The organism is Streptomyces seoulensis, from assembly GCF_022846655.1.
Taxonomy (GTDB): domain Bacteria; phylum Actinomycetota; class Actinomycetes; order Streptomycetales; family Streptomycetaceae; genus Streptomyces.
The window spans coordinates 6,153,885-6,171,489 of the sequence record NZ_AP025667.1; the positions used below are offsets into that span (position 1 = coordinate 6,153,885).

Genomic DNA, 17,605 nt, shown 5'->3' on the forward strand with positions numbered 1-17,605 from the left:
CCTTACAGCTTCATCAGGCTGGCGTCGTCGACCGAGGCCGAGTGGCGGGTGCGGAACAGCGACACGATGATCGCCAGGCCCACCACGACCTCCGCGGCGGCGACGACCATCGTGAAGAACGCGATGATCTGGCCGTCGAGGTTGCCGTGCATCCGGGAGAAGGTGACGAAGGCGAGGTTGCAGGCGTTGAGCATCAGCTCCACGCACATGAACACCACGATCGCGTTCCGCCGGATCAGCACGCCGGTGGCGCCGATGGTGAACAACAGGGCCGCGAGATAGAGGTAGTTGACGGGGTTCACTGGGCCGCGTCCTCCGTCCGCTTGAAGTTCGCCGGTTCGTTCTCCGTGCGCTCCAGGCGTTCCTGCGAGCGCTGTTCCAGCGCCTTGAGGTCGCTCATGGCCTGTGTGGAGACGTCCCGGATCTGGCCGCGTTCGCGCAGCGTCCGGCTGACGCTCAGCTCGGCGGGGGTGCCGTCGGGCAGCAGGCCCGCGATGTCCACCGCGTTGTGCCGGGCGTAGACGCCGGGGGCGGGCAGCGGCGGGAGCTGCTTGCCCTCGCGGACCCGCTGGTCGGCCAGCTCGCGCTGGGTCCTGGCCCGCTCGGTGCGCTCGCGGTGGGTGAGCACCATGGCGCCGACCGCGGCGGTGATCAGCAGGGCGCCGGTCAGCTCGAAGGCATAGACGTACTTGGTGAAGATGAGGGCCGCCAGACCCTCCACGTTGCCGCCCGCGTTGGCCTGGCCGGTGCCGTTGAACCGGGTGAGGGAGGCGTTGGCGATGCCGCCCACCAGCAGGACGCCGAAGCCGAGTCCGCACAGCAGTGCCAGCCAGCGCTGGCCCTTGATGGTCTCCTTCAGCGAGTCCGCCGCGGTCACGCCGACGAGCATCACCACGAAGAGGAAGAGCATCATGATCGCGCCGGTGTAGACGACGATCTGCACGACCCCCAGGAAATAGGCGCCGTTGGCGAGGTAGAACACCGCCAAGATGATCATGGTCCCGGCGAGACAGAGGGCGCTGTGCACGGCCCGCCGCATGAACACGGTGCACAGGGCGCCGATCACCGCGACACTGCCGAGGATCCAGAACTGGACCGCCTCGCCGGTGGAGGTGCCCGCGGAAAGAGTGGCCGCTGCCAGTTGGGTGCTCACGCCTCCACCCCCTCGTCCTCGGGCTTCTCGCCCTTGGAGGTGGCCACTTGGCGCACGGTGCCGGGGGCGGCCTCGGTGACCAGGCCCCGGTAGTAGTCCTGTTCGTCGGTGCCGGGGAAGATCGAGTGCGGGGAGTCGACCATGCCCTCGTCCAGACCGGCGAGCAACTGCTCCTTGGTGTAGATGAGGTTGGCCCGGCTGGAGTCGGCCAGCTCGAACTCGTTGGTCATCGTCAGCGCGCGGGTGGGGCACGCCTCGATGCACAGGCCGCACAGGATGCAGCGGGCGTAGTTGATCTGGTAGACGCGGCCGTACCGCTCGCCCGGCGAGTAGCGCTCCTCGTCGGTGTTGTCGGCGCCCTCGACATAGATGGCGTCGGCGGGGCAGGCCCAGGCGCACAGCTCGCAGCCGACGCACTTCTCCAGGCCGTCCGGATGGCGGTTGAGCTGGTGCCGTCCGTGGAAGCGGGGAGCGGTGGTCTTCTTCTGCTCCGGGTACTGCTCGGTCAGCCGCTTCTTGAACATGGCCTTGAAGGTCACGGCGAAGCCGGCCACGGGATTCTGGAAACCGGGTGCGGTCTCCTTGGGCTCCTCAGCCATCGGACGCCTCCTTTCCATCCGAAGTTCCGTCACTGACAGGGTCCGCACCGCCACTGGCGATCAGTTCCCGCTCCTGGCGCGGACGGCGCCTGGGCACCGCGGGCAACTGCTGTCCGGGCAGCGGCGGTACGGGGAAGCCGCCCGCCAGCGGATCGAATCCGGGCTGCGGGGCCGGAGCCTCGGCGGCCTTGGCCTTCTCGCGGAACATGTCGGCGACGAAGGAGATCAGCAGCAGGGCGAGCACCCCGCCGCCGACGTAGAGCGCGATGTCGGCGAAGTCGTAGTTCTCGTTGCGCAGCACCCGCACGGTCGCCACCAGCATCAGCCAGACGACCGAGACCGGGATGAGGACCTTCCAGCCGAGCTTCATGAGCTGGTCGTAGCGGACGCGGGGCAGCGTGCCGCGCAGCCAGATGAAGAAGAACAGCAGCAACTGCACCTTGATGACGAACCAGAGCATCGGCCACCAGCCGTGGTTGGCGCCCTCCCAGAAGGTGCTGATGGGCCAGGGGGCCCGCCAGCCGCCGAGGAAGAGGGTGGCCGTCACCGCCGACACCGTCACCATGTTCATGTACTCGGCGAGCATGAACAGCGCGAACTTGATCGAGGAGTACTCGGTGTTGAAGCCGCCGACCAGGTCACCCTCGGACTCCGGCATGTCGAAGGGGGCGCGGTTGGTCTCGCCCACCATCGTGATGACGTAGAGGATGAAGGAGACCGGGAGCAGCAGGATGTACCAGCGGTCCTGCTGCTGTTCCACGATCGTGGAGGTCGACATCGACCCCGAGTAGAGGAACACCGAGGCGAACGAGGCGCCCATGGCGATCTCGTACGAGATCATCTGCGCGCAACTGCGCAGGCCGCCCAGCAGCGGGTAGGTCGAGCCGGAGCTCCAGCCCGCCAGCACGATGCCGTAGATGCCGACCGAGGCGACCGCCAGGATGTACAGCATGGCGATCGGCAGGTCGGTGAGCTGCATCGTGGTGCGGTGGCCGAAGATCGAGATCTCGTTGTCGGCGGGGCCGAAGGGGATCACCGCGATCGCCATGCAGGCCGGGATGGCCGCGATGATCGGCGCGAGGACGTAGACCACCTTGTCCGCGCGTTTGACGACGACGTCCTCCTTGAGCATCAGCTTCACGCCGTCGGCCAGCGACTGGAGCATGCCCCAGGGGCCGTGCCGGTTGGGGCCGATGCGCAACTGCATCCAGGCGACGACCTTGCGCTCCCAGACGATGGAGAACAGCACCGTCAGCATCAGGAACGCGAAGCAGAACACCGCCTTGACGACGACCAGCCACCAGGGGTCGCGGCCGAACAGCGAGAGGTCTTCAGCGGCGAGGAACGGGCTCATCCTCGAACCTCCTTGGGGGCCTCGGCGGCGTGGACCGCCGGGCCGATACGGACGAGGGAGCCGGGCCGGGCCCCGGTGTCGGAGGCGACGCCCCGGCCCACCGAGTCCAGCGGGAGCCAGACCACCCGGTCGGGCATCTCCGTGATCTCCAGCGGGAGTTCGGTCGTCCCGGCGGGTCCGGTGACGGCGAGCGCGTCGCCCTCCCCGACGCCCGCCTCGGCGGCGGTCGCCGCGGACACGCGCGCGTGGGCGGCGTGCCGGGTGCCGGCCAGCGCCTCGTCGCCCTGCTGCAGGACGCCGAGGTCGAGCAGGAGCCGGTGCCCGGCGAGCACGGCCTCCCCGGCGGCCGGGCGGGGCAGCGCGTCCCCGCTGTGCAGCGGGTCGGCGGCGCCCGCCCCGGTCCACGCCCCGAGCCGGTCGATCTCCGCACGGGTGGTGCGCAGGTCCGGCAGGCCCAGGTGGACGTCCATGGCGTCGGCCAGCATCTGCAGGACGCGGGCGTCGGCGGGGGCGAGGCGGCGGGTCATCTGGTCGGGCTTGAGCGCGGCCTCGAAGAAGCGCACCCGGCCCTCCCAGTTGAGGAAGGTGCCCGTCTTCTCGACGACCGCGGCCACCGGGAGCACCACATCGGCGCGCTCGGTGACCTCGCTGGGCCGCAGCTCCAGCGAGACCAGGAAGCCGACGCTGTCGAGCGCCTCACGCGCGCGTGCCGGGTCGGGCAGGTCGGCGACCTCCACCCCGGCGACGACCAGCGCGGACAGCTCGCCGGTGGCGGCGGCCTCCACGATCTGCTGGGTGTCGCGGCCGTAGCGGGCGGGGAGTTCGGCCAGCCCCCAGACGGCGGCGACCTCCTCCCGCGCACGCGGGTCGGTGGCCGGACGGCCGCCCGGCAGCAGCGAGGGCAGCGCGCCCGCCTCGACGGCACCGCGCTCCCCCGCCCGCCGGGGAATCCACACCAGCCGCGCGCCGGTCGCGGCGGCCGTGCGCGCGGCCGCCGTCAGGCCGCCCGCTACTCCCGCGAGCCGCTCGCCGACCACGATCACCGCGCCCTCGGCGCGCAGCGCCTGGGCCGCCTCGGTGCCGGAGTCCTCCAGACCGGTCCCGCCGGCCAGCGCGTCCAGCCACTCGGGCTCGGTGCCGGGCGCGGCCGGGAGCAGGGTGCCGCCCGCCTTCGTCAGGCCGCGGGTGGCGTGGGTGGCCAGCGCGTAGACCTTCTGGCCGTGCTTGCGCCACGCCTTGCGCAGCCGCAGGAAGACGCCGGGCGCCTCCTCCTCGGCCTCAAACCCGACCAGCAGCACGGCCGGCGCCTGCTCCAGCGCGGTGTACGTGACCCCGGTGCCGTCCAGGTCGCGGCCCCGGCCCGCCACCCGGGCGGCCAGGAAGTCGGCCTCCTCGCCGCTGTGCACGCGGGCGCGGAAGTCGATGTCGTTGGTGTCGAGGGCCACGCGCGCGAACTTGCTGTACGCGTACGCGTCCTCGACGGTCAGCCTGCCTCCGGTGAGCACCCCGGCGCGGGAGCGGGCGGCGCCCAGGCCGCGCGCGGCCGCCTCCAGTGCCTCCGGCCAGGAGGCGGGCTCCAGCACGCCCTCGGCGTTGCGGACCAGCGGGGTGTCGAGCCGGTCGCGGAGCTGCGCGTACCGGAACCCGAAGCGGCCCTTGTCGCAGATCCAGTCCTCGTTGACCTCGGGGTCCTCGGCGGCAAGCCGCCGCATGACCTTCCCGCGCCGGTGGTCGGTGCGGGTGGCGCAGCCGCCCGAGCAGTGCTCGCACACCGACGGCGAGGAGATCAGGTCGAAGGGCCGGGAGCGGAACCGGTAGGCGGCCGAGGTGAGCGCGCCGACCGGGCAGATCTGGATGGTGTTCCCGGAGAAGTACGACTCGAACGGGTCGCCCTCGCCGGTGCCGACCTGCTGGAGCGCGCCGCGCTCGATCAGCTCGATCATCGGGTCGCCCGCGACCTGGTTGGAGAACCGGGTGCAGCGGGCGCACAGCACGCACCGCTCGCGGTCGAGCAGCACCTGGGTGGAGATGGGCAGCGGCTTGGCGTAGGTGCGCTTGCGGCCCTCGAAGCGGGACTCGGCGTTGCCGTGGGACATGGCCTGGTTCTGCAGCGGGCACTCGCCGCCCTTGTCGCAGACCGGGCAGTCCAGCGGGTGGTTGATGAGCAGCAGCTCCATCACACCGTGCTGGGCCTTCTCGGCCACCGGCGAGGTGAGCTGGGTCTTCACCACCATGCCGTCGGTACAGGTGATGGTGCAGGACGCCATCGGCTTGCGCTGGCCCTCTACCTCCACGATGCACTGGCGGCAGGCACCGGCCGGGTCCAGCAGGGGGTGGTCGCAGAAGCGCGGGATCTCGATGCCGAGCTGCTCGGCGGCCCGGATGACCAGGGTGCCCTTGGGCACGCTGATCCCGATGCCGTCGATCGTCAGCGTGACGAGGTCCTCCGGCGGGACCGCCGCCTGCCCCCCTCCTGAGGGGGCGTTGGTGGTCACGGTCATGCGTTCACCTCCGGGCGGTCCGCCCAGGCAGTCGACTTGGCCGGGTCGAAGGGGCAGCCCCGGCCCGTGATGTGCTGCTCGTACTCCTCGCGGAAGTACTTCAGCGAGGAGAAGATCGGCGATGCCGCGCCGTCGCCCAGGGCGCAGAAGGACTTGCCGTTGATGTTGTCGGCGATGTCGTTCAGCTTGTCGAGGTCGGACATGGCGCCCTTGCCCGCCTCGATGTCCCGCAGCAACTGCACCAGCCAGTACGTCCCTTCACGGCAGGGCGTGCACTTGCCGCAGGACTCGTGGGCGTAGAACTCGGTCCAGCGGGTGACCGCCCGCACCACACAGGTGGTCTCGTCGAAGCACTGCAGCGCCTTGGTGCCGAGCATGGAGCCGGCGGCGCCGACGCCCTCGTAGTCGAGGGGGACGTCGAGGTGTTCGTCGGTGAACATCGGCGTGGAGGAGCCGCCCGGCGTCCAGAACTTCAGCCGGTGTCCGGGGCGGATCCCGCCGCTCATGTCGAGCAGTTGGCGCAGGGTGATGCCGAGCGGGGCCTCGTACTGGCCGGGGCTCGCCACGTGCCCGCTGAGCGAATAGAGCGTGAAGCCGGGCGACTTCTCGCTGCCCATCGAGCGGAACCAGTCCTTGCCCTGGTGCAGGATCGCGGGGACCGAGGCGATCGACTCGACGTTGTTCACCACGGTGGGGCAGGCGTACAGGCCCTCGACGGCCGGGAAGGGCGGACGCAGTCGCGGCTGGCCCCGGCGGCCTTCGAGCGAGTCGAGCAGCGCGGTCTCCTCACCGCAGATGTACGCGCCCGCGCCCGCGTGCACGGTGAGTTCGAGGTCGAGTCCGCTGCCGAGGACGTTCTCCCCGAGGAACCCGGCCGCGTACGCCTCGCGCACCGCCTCGTGCAGCCTGCGCAGTACGGGGACGACCTCGCCGCGCAGGTAGATGAAGGCGTGCGAGGAGCGGATCGCGTAGCAGGCGATCACGATGCCCTCGATCAGGCTGTGCGGGTTGGCGTAGAGGAGCGGGATGTCCTTGCAGGTGCCGGGCTCGGACTCGTCGGCGTTGACGACGAGGTAGTGCGGCTTGCCGTCGCCCTGCGGGATGAACTGCCACTTCATGCCCGTCGGGAAGCCGGCGCCGCCGCGGCCGCGCAGTCCGGACTCCTTGACGTAGGCGATCAGGTCGTCCGGGGACATGGCGAGCGCCTTGCGCAGGCCCTCGTACCCGTCGTGCCTGCGGTAGACGTCCAGCGTCCAGGACCGGTCCTCGTCCCAGAAGGCCGAGAGCACGGGGGCGAGCAGCTTCTCGGGGCTGGTGTCGTCCTTGACGTCGGTCACCACGGTCATCACTCCCCCTCCTCTGCGGTCGGACCGGACGGGTGGGAGGGGTCGGAGGCCGAGGTCTCGACCGGGTCGTGGGAGCTGAGGCGCTCGGCGGGCGAGGGCTCGTGCACCGTGTCCTCCTCGGGCCGGGCGGCGTCGCGCGGGTGGACCACGCGTGCCGGGTGCGCCTCGCCCTTGGCCAGGCGCAGGCCGACCAGGGAGGCGTGGCCCGCGCTGCCGCCCTCCTCGACGGCGCCGGGGCGCTCGTCGGGGAAGCCGGCCAGGATGCGGGCGGTCTCCTTGAAGGTGCACAGCCGGGCCCCGCGCGTGGGCTCCACGGGCTCTCCGGCGCGCAGGTCGTCCACGAGGCGGGTGGCGCTGGCCGGGGTCTGGTTGTCGAAGAACTCCCAGTTGACCATCACGACCGGCGCGTAGTCGCAGGCCGCGTTGCACTCGATGTGCTCCAGGGTGACCTTGCCGTCGCCGGTGGTCTCGCCGTTGCCGACGCCCAGGTGCTCCTGGAGGGTCTCGAAGATGGCGTCGCCGCCCATGACGGCGCACAGGGTGTTGGTGCAGACGCCCACCTGGTAGTCGCCGGAGGGGCGGCGCCGGTACATCGAGTAGAAGGTGGCGACGGCGGTGACCTCGGCGGTGGTCAGCTCCAGCACGTCGGCGCAGAACTTCATGCCGGTCCGGGTGACGTAGCCGTCCTCGGCCTGCACGAGGTGCAGCAGCGGCAGCAGGGCGGAGCGGGAGTCGGGGTAGCGCGCGATCACCTCGCGCGCGTCCGTCTCCAGCCGGGCCCGGACGTCGTCCGGGTAGGCGGGCGGGGGCAGCTCCGGCATGCCCAGGCCGACGCCCCGCTCGGAAGAAGAGGTGGTCACCGGTCGACGCCTCCCATCACGGGGTCGATGGACGCCACGGCCACGATGACGTCGGCGACCTGGCCGCCCTCGCACATCGCCGCCATGGCCTGGAGATTGGTGAAGGACGGGTCGCGGAAGTGGACCCGGTAGGGGCGGGTGCCGCCGTCGGAGACGGCGTGCACGCCGAGTTCGCCCTTGGGCGACTCGACGGCCGCGTACGCCTGGCCCGGCGGGACCCGGAAGCCCTCGGTGACCAGCTTGAAGTGGTGGATCAGGGCCTCCATGGAGGTGCCCATGATCTTCTTGATGTGGTCCAGGGAGTTGCCGAGTCCGTCCGGGCCGAGCGCGAGCTGCGCGGGCCAGGCGATCTTCTTGTCGGCGACCATGACCGGGCCGGGCTGGAGCCGGTCCAGGCACTGCTCGACGATCCTGAGCGACTGGCGCATCTCCTCCAGCCGGATCAGGAAGCGGCCGTAGGAGTCGCAGGTGTCGGCGGTCGGCACGTCGAAGTCGTAGGTCTCGTAGCCGCAGTACGGCTGTGCCTTGCGCAGGTCGTGCGGCAGGCCCGTGGAGCGCAGGATCGGGCCGGTCGCGCCGAGCGCCATGCAGCCGGCCAGGTCGAGGTGGCCGACGTCCTGCATACGGGCCTTGAAGATGGGGTTCCCGGTGGCGAGCTTGTCGTACTCCGGGAGGTTCTTCTTCATCTTCTTGACGAACTCGCGGATCTGGTCGACCGCGCCGGGCGGCAGGTCCTGGGCGAGTCCGCCGGGGCGGATGTACGCGTGGTTCATCCGCAGGCCGGTGATCAGCTCGTAGATGTCGAGGATCATCTCGCGGTCGCGGAAGCCGTAGATCATGATCGTGGTGGAGCCCAGCTCCATGCCGCCGGTGGCGATGCACACCAGGTGCGACGACATCCGGTTCAGCTCCATCAGGAGCACCCGGATGATGTCGGTCCGCTCGGTGATCTGGTCCTCGATGCCGAGGAGCTTCTCCACGGCGAGGCAGTAGGCGGTCTCGTTGAAGAAGGACGTCAGATAGTCCATGCGCGTGACGAAGGTGGTGCCCTGCGTCCACGTGCGGTACTCGAGGTTCTTCTCGATGCCGGTGTGCAGATAGCCGATGCCGCAGCGGGCCTCGGTGACCGTCTCACCCTCGATCTCCAGGATCAGCCGCAGCACTCCATGGGTGGACGGGTGCTGGGGACCCATGTTGACGACGATGCGTTCGTCGTCCGCCTTGGCCGCCGACTGGACGACCTCGTCCCAGTCGCCACCGGTGACCGTGTAGACGGTCCCCTCGGTGGTCGCGCGGCCGGTTGCGTGGGGAGTGCTCACGAGTACGACCTCCGCTGGTCCGGAGCCGGGATCTGGGCGCCCTTGTACTCGACGGCGATGCCGCCGAGGGGATAGTCCTTGCGCTGCGGGTGGCCCTGCCAGTCGTCCGGCATCATGATCCGGGTGAGGGCCGGGTGGCCGTCGAAGACGAGCCCGAAGAAGTCGTACGTCTCGCGCTCGTGCCAGTCGTTGGTCGGGTAGACCGCGACCAGGGACGGCACGCGCGGGTCGGCGTCGGGGGCGCTGACCTCCAGCCGGATCAGCCGGTTGTGGGTGATCGAGCGCAGGTGGAAGACGGCGTGCAGCTCGCGGCCCTTGTCGCCGGGGTAGTGCACCCCGCTGACCCCGGTGCACAGCTCGAAGCGGAGCGCCGGGTCGTCGCGCAGGGTGCGGGCGACGCGGACCAGGTGCTCGCGCTCGATGTGGAAGGTCAGTTCGTCGCGGTCGACGACCGTCTTCTCGATGGCGTTCTCCGGGAGCAGTCCCTGCTCCTCCAGCGCGCCCTCCAGCTCGTCGGCGACCTCGTCGAACCAGCCGCCGTAGGGGCGGCCCGCCGGGCCGGGGAGCCGGACGGAGCGGACCAGGCCGCCGTAGCCGGAGGTGTCGCCGCCGTTCTCGGCGCCGAACATGCCGCGCTGGACGCGGATCTCCTCGCCGCCCTGGCCGCGCTGGCCGGGGAGGTTGGAGGCCGAGAGGTCCTTCTCGGGGTTGACGCCGTTGGTGCCGTTTCCGTCGCTCACCGCAGCAGCCCCTTCATCTCGATCGTGGGCAGGGCCTTGAGCGCGGCCTCCTCCGCCTCGCGGGCGGCCTCCTCGGCGTTGACGCCGAGCTTCTCGCCCTGGATCTTCTGGTGGAGCTTGAGGATCGCGTCCATCAGCATCTCGGGGCGGGGCGGGCAGCCGGGGAGATAGATGTCGACCGGCACGATGTGGTCGACGCCCTGGACGATCGCGTAGTTGTTGAACATGCCGCCCGAGGACGCGCAGACGCCCATGGAGATGACCCACTTCGGGTTGGGCATCTGGTCGTAGACCTGCCGCAGCACCGGCGCCATCTTCTGGCTGACCCGGCCCGCGACGATCATCAGGTCGGCCTGGCGCGGTGAGCCGCGGAAGACCTCCATGCCGAAGCGGGCCAGGTCGTAGCGTCCGGCGCCGGTGGTCATCATCTCGATGGCACAGCAGGCGAGTCCGAAGGTGGCCGGGAAGACGGACGCCTTGCGCACCCAGCCCGCGGCCTGCTCGACGGTGGTCAGCAGAAAGCCGCTCGGCAGCTTTTCTTCGAGTCCCATGACTTAAAGGCCCCTCAGTCCCATTCCAGGCCGCCGCGCCGCCATACGTACGCGTACGCGACGAAGACGGTGAGCACGAAGAGCAGCATCTCCACGAGCCCGAAGACCCCGAGGGCGTCGAAGGTGACGGCCCAGGGGTAGAGGAAGACGATCTCGATGTCGAAGACGATGAAGAGCATCGCCGTCAGGTAGTACTTGATGGGGAAGCGCCCGCCGCCGGCCGGCGTGGGGGTGGGCTCGATGCCGCATTCGTAGGCTTCGAGCTTGGCGCGGTTGTAGCGCTTCGGACCGATCAGCGCGGCCATGACCACGGAGAAGATCGCAAAGCCTGCCCCGAGGGCTCCCAGTACGAGGATGGGCGCGTACGCGTTCACCGCTCCTCGCTCCCTTCAGTCGGCATTGACTGGTGGCGGTTCAGGGGCTCACATCTGCCTCTTCCGTCCCACTGACCCCACCTGTCCCGGCGAAGATCGAGAACATGTGAAGCAGGTCACAAGCCCAACTGCTCCGCATCTTATGCCCGACGCTCTGTGATCTGCGACACGGGGTATTACACAAGCTTTGTGATCTCCACCACCTGACGAAGGATCATGAAGCCGGAGGATGGGTGATCTTCGTACGCGAAGCGTTCAGTTGATCACCAGAAGTGACAATCCCGCTCGTCGATGCAGGCCAGAGGGGGTGCGGAGCGGGTGCCTCAATATCAAGAGGGTTCCGTTGCATGCAAATTGGTGTTGGACGCAGGTGACTGCTAGTGGAGGGCGTTCACACCTCAGGGGGAGATCCGGGGCGCGGTGTGGACGCGGTCCGGGCATGTGCGCGCGTTCACGAACTCCGGCCGCCCGGTCGTCCACCGCGGACGCGACCGCTCCGGTGATCGTTCCGTGACCTCCGCCACACCGGTGGCGGCCGTTCCGGAACCGGGCTTGGCCATCCACCCCAACCGATGGTAGGTGCGGGGCAATTCGGACGTAATGATCAAAGACCGTGATCAACGGCCCAATGGGCCCCGTCCGCTATGTCCGTTACGGCGTCAATAAAGAGTGACGCGAACAAGTTTCGGGGATCCGATTGAACAATTGTGGCGCAGCACACGTTTGTTGAAGATATGAAGGAGCCCCTGGTACCGGTTGTTTCCATGTCCCACACCGCTCACATACGCAGCCACCGGAAGCCCCGCCGCAGCGCGTCGTCCATCGCCGTGCGGTCCGGTGTCGCCGGCGGCGTCCTCAGCACCCTGGCGGTCGCCGGAGCGGCCGGCTACGCGAACGCGGCCGAGGCCGAGCCCGTGACGCAGACGCTCGAACTCCCCACCCTCACCGCCGACGTGGCCACCCAGGTCGCCCAGTCCGCGGACGCCACCCAGCAGGCGGCCGCGAACTACGAGCTGCAGGCCGAGCGTGACGCGGCCGCCGCCGACGCCGCGAAGCAGGCCAAGGCGGACCTCGCCGAGGCCAAGCAGAAGGCCGAGGCCAAGAAGAAGGCGCAGGAGGAGGCCCGTAAGGAGGCCGCCGCCCGCGCCACCCGCAACGCCGAGCGCACCGTCCTGTCCGCGAGCGCGGGCACCGACGCGGGCAGCTCCACCGTCACCGGCTCGTCCAGCGCGACCGGTTCGGCCGCGGCCATCGTGTCGTTCGTGAAGTCCCAGGTCGGCAAGGCGTACGTCTCCGGCGCCACCGGCCCCTCCGCCTACGACTGCTCGGGCCTGGTCCAGACGGCGTTCAAGCAGGTCGGCATCAGCCTGCCGCGCGTCTCCCAGGACCAGTCCACGGCCGGCACCCAGGTCTCCCTGAGCAACCTCCAGCCCGGCGACATCCTCTACTGGGGCAGCGCGGGCAGCGCGTACCACGTGGGCGTCTACGTCGGCGACGGCATGTTCGTCGGCGCCCAGAACTCCTCCACGGGCGTGGCCGAGAAGCCCCTCTCCTACGACCCGCCCACCGGCGCGGTCCGGGTCCTCTGACCCCCACCCCACCCACACACGAAAGGCCGCTGCCCTCGGGGGGCAGCGGCCTTCGTACGTCTCGTGGACGGGGGGCGCCTCAGCGGGCCGGCCGAGGCGCCCTCAGCGCGGGCTCACGCCTTCGGGGCGACCCTGGTGAGGCCGTTGATGACTCGGTCCATCGCGTCGCCGCCCGTGGGGTCGGTGAGGTTGGCGAGGAGTTTGAGGACGAACTTCATCAGGAGGGGGTGGGTCAGGCCGCGCTGGGCGCCGATCTGCATGACCTTCGGGTTGCCGATGAGCTTCACGAAGGCGCGGCCGAGGGTGTAGTAGCCGCCGTAGGTGTCCTTCAGGACGCGCGGGTAGCGCTGGAGGGCGATCTCGCGGGTCGCCAGGGTCGGGCGGGCGTGGGCCTGCACGATGACGTCGGCGGCGAGCTGGCCGGACTCCATGGCGTAGGCGATGCCCTCGCCGTTGAAGGGGTTGACCATGCCGCCGGCGTCACCGACCAGCAGCAGGCCCTTGGTGTAGTGCGGCTGGCGGTTGAAGGCCATCGGCAGGGCCGCGCCCCGGATCGGGCCCGTCATGTGCTCCGGGGTGTAGCCCCACTCCTCCGGCATGGACGCGCACCACGCCTTGAGGACCTCGCGCCAGTCCAGCTCCTTGAAGGAGTCGGAGGTGTTCAGCACGCCGAGGCCCACGTTGGACGTGCCGTCGCCCATGCCGAAGATCCAGCCGTAGCCGGGCAGCAGGCGGTCCTGGGCGCCCCGGCGGTCCCACAGCTCCAGCCAGGACTCCAGGTAGTCGTCCTCGTGACGCGGTGACTCGAAGTACGTACGCACCGCGACGCCCATCGGGCGGTCCTCGCGGCGGTGCAGGCCCATCGCGAGGGAGAGCCGCGTGGAGTTGCCGTCGGCCGCGACCACCAGGGGCGCGTGGAAGGTCACCTGGCGCTTCTCGTCGCCCAGCTTCGCCGTCACGCCGGTGATACGGCCCGTACGGTCGTCGATGATCGGCCCGCTGACGTTGCACAGCTCGAAGAGGCGGGCGCCGGCCTTCTGCGCCTGCCGGGCCAACTGCTCGTCGAAGTCGTCGCGCTTACGGACCAGGCCGAAGTTCGGGTACGAGGCGAGATCGGGCCAGTCCAACTGCAGCCGGGAGCCGCCGCCGATGATGCGCAGGCCCTTGTTGCGCAGCCAGCCCGCCTCCTCGGAGATGTCGATGCCCATGGCCACGAGCTGCTTGACCGCACGCGGGGTGAGGCCGTCGCCGCAGACCTTCTCCCTGGGGAACTCGGTCTTCTCCAGCAGCAGGACGTCGAGTCCGGCCTTGGCGAGGTGGTAGGCGGTGGTGGAGCCGGCCGGCCCCGCGCCCACGACGATCACGTCTGCGGTGTTGTCGGAGAGGGGCTCAGTCACGGCGGGTTCTCCCCAAGGTTGAAAATCTTCGTGCCGACGGGCACTGGACATGGGCAGTCTATTCAGCAGAATTGATCAACCGGCTGAAGGGCTGCTCCGTGAACCGAACTCTCCCCGTAGTACGGCTGCGTGTGCCCACCGACGAGGACGCCTTCGTCTGGCACCGCGTCTTCGCCGATCCCGAGGTCATGCGGTTCCACGGGGGGCGGGCGGCCGAGCTCTCCGTGTACGAGGAGCTGACCGCGCGGCAGCGGCGGCACGACGCCGAGCTGGGCTTCTGCCTGTGGTCCGTGCTGGACGACTCCGGTGACGTCGTGGGCTTCACCGGGGCCCAGCCCTGGCCGCACGCCTGGGGGCCCGCCGGGGAGATCGAGATCGGGTGGCGGCTCGGCCGGGCGCACTGGGGCCTGGGATACGCCTCCGCCGCCGCCTCAGCCTGTCTGGACCGGGTGCGCGCCGCCGGGGTCGAGCGGGTCGTCGCCATGGTCGACGCCGAGAACGAGCGGTCCATCGCCGTCACGCGGCGGCTGGGGATGCGGCTGTCCGAGAGATTCATGACGCCCTCCTCCGAGCGGGAAGGGCACTGCTACTCCCTGGAGTTGTGACTCTGGGTAGCCGATTGTCACAGAAAGACAGAGAGCGCTACCGAGTGGGTCCGCCCGGAGTTACCCTGCCAGTACCACTGGGGGTGACATCAGTGCGAATACCACCCAAAACGTCCGAGGTGCGGGTGCCTCGGTTCGTCGGGCTCATGGCCGTGGACGCCCGCGCGGCCGCCCAGGCCCGGGGACTGTTCCTCAACGCGCCGGACCGGCCCGAGTTCCAGGGCGTGGTCGTGGACTACGTCGTAAGGCAGTTCCCGGCGCCCGGCGCCGAAGTCCCGCCGGATTCCGTCGTCTACGTCTGGTTCGACTTCGGTGAGGGCGAAGGGGGCGGGGGCGTGCGGGAGCCCCGGCTCCCCGCTCCGCCCTCCGGCGGGCTCCAGCGTGAACTGGGCGAGCCCGGTGACGCGTTCGAGATGATCGGACGCTGAGCGGTCAGAGCTGCTTGAAGCCCCGGTGCAGGGCCACCACGCCGCCGGTCAGGTTGCGCCAGGCCACCTTCGACCAGCCCGCCTTCTGGAGCTTCTCCGCCAGCGCCGGCTGGTCCGGCCACGCCCTGATCGACTCCGCCAGGTACACGTACGCGTCCGGGTTCGACGACACCGAGCGGGCCACGGGGGGCAGCGCCCGCATCAGGTACTCGGTGTACACCGTGCGGAACGGGGTCCACGTGGGGTGCGAGAACTCGCAGATCACCACCCTGCCGCCGGGCTTCGTCACCCGGTACAGCTCCCTCAGCGCCGCATCCGTGTCCTGGACGTTGCGCAGGCCGAAGGAGATCGTCACCGCGTCGAAGGTGTCGTCCTTGAACGGCAGCTTCGTGGCGTCGCCCGCCGTGATCGGGAGCCAGGGGTGCTTCTTCTTGCCCACCTGGAGCATGCCCAGGGAGAAGTCGCAGGGGACCACGTAGGCGCCCGTGCGGGCGAAGGGGAGCGAGGACGTCGCCGTGCCCGCCGCCAGGTCCAGGACCTTCTGCGCGGGGCGGGCGTCCACCGCCTTCGCCACCTCCTTGCGCCAGCGCCGGTCCTGGCCGAGCGACAGCACGTCGTTCGTCAGGTCGTACCGTTCCGCCACGTCGTCGAACATCTCGGCGACTTCGTGCGGCTGCTTGTTCAGAGAGGCGCGGGTCACCTCGTCATTGTTGCAGGCCCGTCCGTCGTGGTTCGGTTCGGTACGCGTGCGTCGTGGGGGCGGGGCCGCGCCGGGGGGTATCCGTCCTCGGTCCGGCGACTTCTGTTTCTACGGTGCGTTCGGCTTGGCCCTCGCCGGACGCTGCGGGCGGACACCCCCCGACACGTCCCCTCCTCGCCGTTCACCGCCTGCCGGTCGTACGTGGCTAGCGGGCTCGGTACACCAGGCGGCCCTCGATCACCGTCGCCACGCAGGTTCCGGCGCCGCGTTCCACCAGTTCCGCGCGGGTCGCCACGTCGAACACCGCGAAGCGGGCGGGGGCCTGTGGGGCCGGCGGGGGCAGGAGGATCAGGGGGCGTGGGGACAGGGCCGGGGGGCCCGGGAGGCGGTCGGGGCGTCGGCCCACCGCCAGGCCCGCTCTGCGCACCACGTCCGCCACGGCCCGTGAGCGCAGCTCTCCGGCCACCGCCACCGTGCCGTGGGCCAGCATCCGCTGTACGCCCCTGCGGGCGCTCGCGCCCAGGCGTGCGGGGTCGGCGCGGAAGATCGCCTGTGCGCGTTCTCCGGTGATCGGCTCCGTACCCAGGTCGTCCGCCTCGCGGGGGTCCGGATGGTAGGTCGCTTCCAGGAGTTCCGGGGCGTACGGGTTCAGCAGGCCCGGCAGGAGGATGCCGGGCCAGCGCCGCACCCTGGCCCGGGGCGCGGCGGCGGTGAGTTCCTCGTACGGGCCCACGGCCACCACCGACGCGCCGTCGATCAGGACCGCCGCCTCGGGAGAGTGCTCGGCGACGTGAAGTGTCAGCACCGTGCTCCTAGTTGGAGGCGATCAGCTTCAGCTCGGGGTGGGCCGTGCCGCCCTCGATCGCCGTCGAGGAGATGTGCGAGACCACCCTGTCGTCGACCGGGTCGTTCTCCGGGTCGTCGTGCACCACCAGGTGCTCGTAGGTGGTCGCCCGCTGTGCGGGGGTACGGCCCGCCTTGCGGATCAGGTCGATGATCTCCAGGCGGTTGCTGCGGTGCTTGGCACCGGCAGAGGAGACCACGTTCTCCTCCAGCATGATCGAGCCCAGGTCGTCCGCGCCGTAGTGCAGCGAGAGCTGGCCGACCTCCTTGCCCGTGGTCAGCCACGAGCCCTGGATGTGCTGGACGTTGTCCAGGAACAGGCGGGCGATGGCGATCATGCGCAGGTACTCGAAGAGCGTCGCCTGCGTGCGGCCCTTCAGGTGGTTGTTCTCGGGCTGGTAGGTGTACGGGATGAAGGCGCGGAAGCCGCCCGTACGGTCCTGCACGTCCCGGATCATGCTCAGGTGCTCGATGCGCTCGGCGTTCGTCTCGCCCGTGCCCATGAGCATCGTGGACGTCGACTCCACGCCCAGGTCGTGCGCCGTCTCCATGATCTCCAGCCAGCGCTCGCCGCTCTCCTTCAGCGGGGCGATCGCTTTGCGGGGGCGGGCCGGGAGCAGCTCGGCCCCGGCACCGGCGAAGGAGTCCAGACCCGCCTGGTGGATGCGGGTGATGGCCTCCTCCACCGAGACCTTCGAGATGCGGGCCATGTGCTCGACCTCGGACGCGCCGAGGGAGTGGATGACCAACTGGGGGAACGCGTCCTTGATCGCCTTGAAGTGCGACTCGTAGTACTCGACGCCGTAGTCCGGGTGGTGGCCACCCTGGAACATGATCTGGGTGCCGCCCAGTTCGACCGTCTCCGCGCAGCGGCGCAGGATGTCGTCGAGGTCGCGGGTCCAGCCCTTCTTGGTGTCCTTGGGGGCCGCGTAGAAGGCGCAGAACTTGCACGCCGTGACGCACACGTTCGTGTAGTTGATGTTGCGCTCGATGATGTACGTCGCGATGTGCTCGATACCCGCGTACTTGCGGCGGCGCACGGCGTCGGCCGCCGCGCCGAGCGCGTGCAGGGGGGCGTCGCGGTAGAGGACGAGCGCTTCCTCGGGCGTGATGCGTCCGCCCGCTGCGGCTCGGTCCAGCACGGCTGCGACATCCAAAGAAGCGAGTTCGGCCTTCTCGGTCACCGGGCGTCCCTTTCGTCAAGGGTTGTGGACGGACCTCGCCAGCCTACGCCAGGGGAACGGAT

General features: G+C 70.0%; 18 protein-coding genes. 3 read left to right on the forward strand and 15 right to left on the reverse strand.

Annotated elements, in window-relative coordinates:
* Positions 1-2: 2 nt before the first annotated feature.
* Genes nuoK through HEK131_RS28340 form a run of 11 tightly spaced genes read right to left on the reverse strand, consistent with a single transcriptional unit; the run spans position 3 to position 10,797 of the window.
* Entirely contained in the window at positions 3-302 is a 300-nt protein-coding gene (gene nuoK, locus HEK131_RS28290) for an NADH-quinone oxidoreductase subunit NuoK (protein WP_030742982.1), read from the reverse strand.
* Positions 299-1,153: an NADH-quinone oxidoreductase subunit J gene (locus HEK131_RS28295; RefSeq protein ID WP_244337640.1), complete on the reverse strand. Its 855-nt coding sequence runs from the start codon at positions 1,151-1,153 to the stop codon at positions 299-301. Before HEK131_RS28295 ends, nuoK begins: the two co-directional genes overlap by 4 nt.
* Positions 1,150-1,752 carry an NADH-quinone oxidoreductase subunit NuoI gene (gene nuoI / locus HEK131_RS28300; RefSeq protein WP_030813678.1) on the reverse strand — a complete coding sequence of 201 codons (603 nt, stop codon included), beginning with the start codon at positions 1,750-1,752 and terminating at the stop codon, positions 1,150-1,152. The genes HEK131_RS28295 and nuoI overlap by 4 nt, the downstream gene beginning before the upstream one ends.
* Positions 1,745-3,106, reverse strand: coding sequence for an NADH-quinone oxidoreductase subunit NuoH (gene nuoH / locus HEK131_RS28305; RefSeq protein ID WP_244337642.1), 1,362 nt, complete (start codon positions 3,104-3,106; stop codon positions 1,745-1,747). The genes nuoI and nuoH overlap by 8 nt, the downstream gene beginning before the upstream one ends.
* Positions 3,103-5,607, reverse strand: a complete 2,505-nt coding sequence (locus tag HEK131_RS28310; protein ID WP_244337644.1) for an NADH-quinone oxidoreductase subunit G — start codon at positions 5,605-5,607, stop codon at positions 3,103-3,105. The genes nuoH and HEK131_RS28310 overlap by 4 nt, the downstream gene beginning before the upstream one ends.
* Positions 5,604-6,953 (reverse strand): NADH-quinone oxidoreductase subunit NuoF, encoded by a 1,350-nt coding sequence (nuoF, locus tag HEK131_RS28315; RefSeq protein WP_254641431.1) that lies wholly within the window; start codon positions 6,951-6,953, stop codon positions 5,604-5,606. Before nuoF ends, HEK131_RS28310 begins: the two co-directional genes overlap by 4 nt.
* Positions 6,953-7,813 carry an NADH-quinone oxidoreductase subunit NuoE gene (nuoE, locus tag HEK131_RS28320; RefSeq protein ID WP_217462956.1) on the reverse strand — a complete coding sequence of 287 codons (861 nt, stop codon included), beginning with the start codon at positions 7,811-7,813 and terminating at the stop codon, positions 6,953-6,955. The genes nuoF and nuoE overlap by 1 nt, the downstream gene beginning before the upstream one ends.
* Positions 7,810-9,132, reverse strand: a complete 1,323-nt coding sequence (locus HEK131_RS28325) for an NADH-quinone oxidoreductase subunit D (RefSeq protein WP_161145937.1) — start codon at positions 9,130-9,132, stop codon at positions 7,810-7,812. The genes nuoE and HEK131_RS28325 overlap by 4 nt, the downstream gene beginning before the upstream one ends.
* Positions 9,129-9,872, reverse strand: coding sequence for an NADH-quinone oxidoreductase subunit C (locus HEK131_RS28330; protein ID WP_217462955.1), 744 nt, complete (start codon positions 9,870-9,872; stop codon positions 9,129-9,131). The genes HEK131_RS28325 and HEK131_RS28330 overlap by 4 nt, the downstream gene beginning before the upstream one ends.
* On the reverse strand, positions 9,869-10,423 hold the full coding sequence (locus HEK131_RS28335; protein ID WP_161145939.1) for a NuoB/complex I 20 kDa subunit family protein: 555 nt from the start codon (positions 10,421-10,423) through the stop codon (positions 9,869-9,871). The genes HEK131_RS28330 and HEK131_RS28335 overlap by 4 nt, the downstream gene beginning before the upstream one ends.
* 14 nt (positions 10,424-10,437) lie before the next feature.
* A complete protein-coding gene (locus HEK131_RS28340) occupies positions 10,438-10,797 on the reverse strand; it encodes an NADH-quinone oxidoreductase subunit A (RefSeq protein ID WP_030813697.1) in 360 nt (119 codons plus the stop codon).
* Between the two features lie 764 nt (positions 10,798-11,561).
* Here HEK131_RS28340 and HEK131_RS28345 point away from each other — a divergent pair.
* Positions 11,562-12,386 carry a C40 family peptidase gene (locus tag HEK131_RS28345; protein ID WP_217462954.1) on the forward strand — a complete coding sequence of 275 codons (825 nt, stop codon included), beginning with the start codon at positions 11,562-11,564 and terminating at the stop codon, positions 12,384-12,386.
* 113 nt (positions 12,387-12,499) lie between these two features.
* On the opposite strand, the gene HEK131_RS28350 is transcribed toward HEK131_RS28345, so the two are convergent.
* Positions 12,500-13,834, reverse strand: coding sequence for a geranylgeranyl reductase family protein (locus HEK131_RS28350; RefSeq protein ID WP_244337646.1), 1,335 nt, complete (start codon positions 13,832-13,834; stop codon positions 12,500-12,502).
* A 47-nt stretch (positions 13,835-13,881) separates the two neighbouring features.
* Between HEK131_RS28350 and HEK131_RS28355 the strand changes: the two genes are divergently transcribed.
* Both HEK131_RS28355 and HEK131_RS28360 read left to right on the forward strand, forming a co-directional pair.
* A complete protein-coding gene (locus HEK131_RS28355; RefSeq protein WP_217462952.1) occupies positions 13,882-14,388 on the forward strand; it encodes a GNAT family N-acetyltransferase in 507 nt (168 codons plus the stop codon).
* A 119-nt stretch (positions 14,389-14,507) separates the two neighbouring features.
* The gene (locus HEK131_RS28360) at positions 14,508-14,816 is read left to right on the forward strand and encodes a PASTA domain-containing protein (protein ID WP_217462951.1); all 309 of its coding nucleotides are present in this window, start codon (positions 14,508-14,510) and stop codon (positions 14,814-14,816) included.
* A 4-nt stretch (positions 14,817-14,820) separates the two neighbouring features.
* Here the strand turns inward: HEK131_RS28360 and HEK131_RS28365 are convergent, their stop codons facing one another.
* The 3 genes from HEK131_RS28365 to mqnC all read right to left on the reverse strand — a co-directional run bounded on the left by HEK131_RS28365 (position 14,821) and on the right by mqnC (position 17,543).
* Positions 14,821-15,516, reverse strand: coding sequence for a demethylmenaquinone methyltransferase (locus HEK131_RS28365; RefSeq protein ID WP_217462950.1), 696 nt, complete (start codon positions 15,514-15,516; stop codon positions 14,821-14,823).
* 205 nt (positions 15,517-15,721) lie between these two features.
* Complete coding sequence (locus tag HEK131_RS28370; RefSeq protein ID WP_244337648.1) at positions 15,722-16,321, reverse strand: imidazolonepropionase-like domain-containing protein; 600 nt, start codon at positions 16,319-16,321, stop codon at positions 15,722-15,724.
* A gap of 7 nt (positions 16,322-16,328) precedes the next feature.
* Positions 16,329-17,543, reverse strand: coding sequence for a cyclic dehypoxanthinyl futalosine synthase (gene mqnC, locus HEK131_RS28375; RefSeq protein WP_244337650.1), 1,215 nt, complete (start codon positions 17,541-17,543; stop codon positions 16,329-16,331).
* Positions 17,544-17,605 lie beyond the last annotated feature (62 nt).

What these genes read in the sequence shown, in the direction of transcription:
- nuoI (WP_030813678.1), bottom strand. Translation starts at nt 1,752, where the DNA reads ATGGCTGAGGAGCCCAAGGAGACCGCACCCGGTTTCCAGAATCCCGTG.
- nuoH (WP_244337642.1), bottom strand. Translation starts at nt 3,106, where the DNA reads ATGAGCCCGTTCCTCGCCGCTGAAGACCTCTCGCTGTTCGGCCGCGAC.
- HEK131_RS28310 (WP_244337644.1), bottom strand. Translation starts at nt 5,607, where the DNA reads ATGACCGTGACCACCAACGCCCCCTCAGGAGGGGGGCAGGCGGCGGTC.
- nuoF (WP_254641431.1), bottom strand. Translation starts at nt 6,953, where the DNA reads ATGACCGTGGTGACCGACGTCAAGGACGACACCAGCCCCGAGAAGCTG.
- HEK131_RS28335 (WP_161145939.1), bottom strand. Translation starts at nt 10,423, where the DNA reads ATGGGACTCGAAGAAAAGCTGCCGAGCGGCTTTCTGCTGACCACCGTC.
- HEK131_RS28345 (WP_217462954.1), top strand. Translation starts at nt 11,562, where the DNA reads ATGTCCCACACCGCTCACATACGCAGCCACCGGAAGCCCCGCCGCAGC.
- HEK131_RS28350 (WP_244337646.1), bottom strand. Translation starts at nt 13,834, where the DNA reads ATGTCCAGTGCCCGTCGGCACGAAGATTTTCAACCTTGGGGAGAACCC.